General features: G+C 71.7%; 4 protein-coding genes and 1 pseudogene. 2 read left to right on the top strand and 3 right to left on the bottom strand.

Translation table 11 applies throughout. The features are described 5' to 3' along the window. Positions 1–169: 169 nt before the first annotated feature. The gene (locus A5730_RS04675; RefSeq protein ID WP_067896311.1) at positions 170–964 is read right to left on the bottom strand and encodes a DUF2470 domain-containing protein; all 795 of its coding nucleotides are present in this window, start codon (positions 962–964) and stop codon (positions 170–172) included. 90 nt (positions 965–1054) lie between these two features. Here A5730_RS04675 and pheA point away from each other — a divergent pair, with 90 nt between their 5' ends. Together pheA and A5730_RS04665 are read left to right on the top strand one after the other, a co-directional pair. Then, positions 1055–2005: a prephenate dehydratase gene (gene pheA / locus A5730_RS04670; RefSeq protein ID WP_067896308.1), complete on the top strand. Its 951-nt coding sequence runs from the start codon at positions 1055–1057 to the stop codon at positions 2003–2005. Then, positions 2002–2688 carry a histidine phosphatase family protein gene (locus tag A5730_RS04665; RefSeq protein ID WP_067896306.1) on the top strand — a complete coding sequence of 229 codons (687 nt, stop codon included), beginning with the start codon at positions 2002–2004 and terminating at the stop codon, positions 2686–2688. Before pheA ends, A5730_RS04665 begins: the two co-directional genes overlap by 4 nt. A gap of 7 nt (positions 2689–2695) precedes the next feature. Here the strand turns inward: A5730_RS04665 and A5730_RS04660 are convergent, their stop codons facing one another. Both A5730_RS04660 and A5730_RS04655 read right to left on the bottom strand, forming a co-directional pair. Continuing rightward, on the bottom strand, positions 2696–2887 hold the full coding sequence (locus A5730_RS04660; RefSeq protein ID WP_055404671.1) for a hypothetical protein: 192 nt from the start codon (positions 2885–2887) through the stop codon (positions 2696–2698). Next, positions 2884–3309: pseudogene (locus tag A5730_RS04655) on the bottom strand (metallopeptidase family protein). The gene A5730_RS04660 and the pseudogene A5730_RS04655 overlap by 4 nt, the downstream one beginning before the upstream one ends. Positions 3310–3370 lie beyond the last annotated feature (61 nt).

Below are 3370 nucleotides of genomic sequence, written 5' to 3'. Positions count from 1 at the left end.
GGGGGGGCGGCGGGGTCCTGCCCGGCAGCGGGGTGGTCTGTTCGGCCGGTGTCGGCGGGCGGGCGCCGCGGCGAATCACCTGCGACGGCTCGACGCGCGGGTCGCGCCGGGGCGGGGGTCGATCGCCGTTCACCCGGTTAACGTACGCGGCCGGCGGCCCGGCGTCCGACTACGGGCGCGCGCGCAGGCCGTTGATGAACGGGCAACCCATCAACACCCGGATGGCCTGGCTCAGCCCGGTCATGTCGTCGACCGGCTTGTGAAACGGCAGCCGGACGTCGTGGTCGCGGTCTTGGCTCTCGACGCGAAACCGAACGCCGTAGCGGTCGAGCCCGAGCGGACGCACCTGCCCGCGACGCAACGGCGCGGGCAGCCGGGACACCAGCCGGGCGACCACATCGCTGTGGGCGGTGTCCAGATGCCACAACAGGTTCGACTCGATCTCGCAGAATGGGTCGGGCCGGGCCGCGAGGAGATCCTCGACGCTGACGGGCTCGGCACCGGTGGCGTCCGTCACGACGACGGACGCGATCTCCAGCCGGACCAGCGTGTACCGCATTTCCTCATCGTCGGGCGGCGCGCACCGCGGGGTGTCGACCTGAAGCAGCGCGGGGTGCGGCCACTCGGCGGCGATCCGGTCGACCGTCTCGGCGACCTCGGCCGGGGGAAATGCCCGCAGCCGCCCGCGCACCCACACCAGCGAGCGCACCGGCTCCCGCAGCGGCAGCGGCGCGTAGTCGGTCAGCTCCAGCAGCGCCTGCGACCCGGCCGGCGGCGGGTCGTCGTTCGAATTCGGAAGCGCCAGGGCGAAGGACCCGTCGGGCAGCAGGTGATGCACGGGCGTCACGACCGGCTCCTGGCGTGGCTGCGCTGTTTCCAGGGCAAGCAGCGCGCCACCGGCGCGCACGCAGGCGCTGCGGATACGTTCGGCCGTCGTCGGGGAGGGGTAGGTCAGCGGTAACACCGTTCTCCTTAGATTAGGTAAGCCTAAGTTAACTTAGAAGGCGGGGCGCCGCAAGAGCCGTTTGACGGCCGCCGCGGCTAGGGTTGGGGCGTGGTCCGCATCGCTTATCTCGGTCCGGAAGGGACCTTCACCGAGGCGGCGCTGTTGCAGATCACGGACGCCGGCCTGATCCCCGGCCAGGGCCAAGACGAGGTCCAGCGGCTGCCCCTCGACAGCACCGCCGCGGCGCTGGACGCCGTCCGCGACGGCGGCGCCGAATACGCCTGCGTCCCGATCGAGAACTCGATCGACGGGTCGGTGACGCCCACGCTCGACAGCCTCGCCATCGGGTCGCCCCTGCAAGTCTTCGCCGAGACCACCCTGGACGTCGCCTTCACCATCGTGGTCAAACCGGGCCGTACCGCCGCCGACGTCCACACCCTGGCCGCGTTCTCGGTGGCGGCCGCGCAGGTGCGGCACTGGGTGGCCGACAACCTGCCCGCTGCCGAGCTGCGGCCGGCGTATTCCAACGCCGACGCGGCGCGGCAGGTGGCCGAGGGGCAAGCGGACGCCGCGGTGACGTCGCCGCTGGCCGCCTCCCATTGGGGGCTCGGCACGCTGGCCGACGGTGTCGTGGACGAACCCAACGCCCGCACCCGGTTCCTCCTCGTCGGTCCGCCGGGGCCGCCGCCTGCCCGCACCGGTGCCGACCGGACGGCGGTGGTGCTGCGCATCGAGAACGCACCGGGGGCGCTGCTGGGGGCGCTCACCGAGTTCGGGATCCGGGGCATCGACCTGACGCGCATCGAATCCCGACCGACCCGGACCGCGCTGGGCACCTACATGTTCTTCGCCGACTGCGTGGGCCACATCGACGACGACGCCGTCTCGGAGGCACTCAAGGCGCTGCACCGTCGTTGTGCCGATGTGCGATACCTGGGATCGTGGCCGACGGGCTCGCCCGCCGGGGTGCTGCCGCCGCCGGCCGACGAGGCGGCCCGCTGGCTGGCGCGGCTGCGTGAGGGCAAACCGGAAATCGAGTCCGCGGAGCTCGAACGATGACCGGTCGCCTGGTGCTACTGCGGCACGGCCAGTCGTACGGCAACGTCGAGCGCCGGCTCGACACCCGCCCGCCCGGGGCGGAGCTGACGCCGCTGGGGCGCGACCAGGCCCGCGCCTTCGCCCGCGGCACGGGACGGCCCGCGCTGCTGGCTCACTCGGTCGCGATTCGCGCGTGCCAGACCGCCGGGGTCATCGGCGGCGAGCTCAAGATGTCCGCCGTCGAGGTACCCGGCGTGCACGAGGTCCAGGTCGGCGGGCTGGAAGACCGCAGCGACGACGACGCGGTCGCGGAGTTCAACGCGATCTACGAGCGATGGCATCACGGTGATCTCGACATCCCGCTGCCCGGCGGCGAAACCGGCAACGACGTCCTGGACCGCTACGTACCGGTGCTCACCGACCTGCGCCTGCGCTACCTCGACAACCACGACTGGACCGGCGACATCGTCGTCGTGAGCCACGGTGCGGCGATTCGTCTGGCCGCCGCCGTGCTGGCCGGGGTGGACGCCACCTTCGCGCTGGACAACCACCTGGACAACGCCCAATCGGTGGTCTTGGCCCCCATCACCGACGGGCGGTGGAGCTGCGTGCGGTGGGGGACGCTGACGCCGCCGTTCTACCCCGAGGACGAGGCGACTCCGGTCGCGGACGCGGTGCATTCGAGCACCGACCCGATGGGCTGACGGCCGATCAGACGGCCAGCGCCACCGATTCGAAGCACCCGCAGCCGACGGCGTCGCAGTCGACGACGAAGGCGTGCGGCAACAGCTCGGGGCTGAAGCAGTCCGGCTCGGTGCATTCGGAGCGGCGCAGCGAATGGCGAATGATGGTGCCGTGACAGTGATCTAAGCCCGCCCGGCAGTCGCGGCAGTCAGCGCTCATAACCCGTTCATAGCACCGGCCGTGGACAAACCGCGGTTGCCGCGCCCGGAAAACCGGCGCGGCGAAAGTTGTCAGGCCCAGCCCAACTCTTCGAGCCGGTCGTCGTCGATGCCGAAGTGGTGGGCGATCTCGTGGATCACCGTGATCGCCACCTCCTCGACCACCTCGTCGTCGGACTCGCAGACGTCGAGCAGCGCCTCGCGGTAGATGGTGATGGCGTCCGGCAGCGATCCCGCGTAGTCGGAGTCACGCTCGGTCAGCGCGACCCCTTCGTACAGCCCGAGCAGTTCGCCGTCCTCCGGGTGCCGGTCGGAGACCAGCACGACGACGTTGTCCATGGCCGCCGCGAGCTCGGGCGGGATCAGGTCGAGCGCGTCGGAGACCAGCTCGTCGAACCGCTGCGGATCCATCCGCGCGGGCACCGGGCTAACCCCCGGCTGGCGGCGGGGCGGGGGGGCCGCAGCAGGTCGGCGATGCCGGTGG

The organism is Mycobacterium sp. ACS4054 (assembly GCF_001667275.1).
Lineage (GTDB): Bacteria > Actinomycetota > Actinomycetes > Mycobacteriales > Mycobacteriaceae > Mycobacterium.
This window is presented reverse-complemented; position numbering and strand designations above follow the sequence as displayed.

Coding starts and splice junctions, on each gene's coding strand:
- A5730_RS04665 (WP_067896306.1), top strand. CDS start 2,002: ATGACCGGTCGCCTGGTGCTACTGCGGCACGGCCAGTCGTACGGCAAC.
- A5730_RS04660 (WP_055404671.1), bottom strand. CDS start 2,887: ATGAGCGCTGACTGCCGCGACTGCCGGGCGGGCTTAGATCACTGTCAC.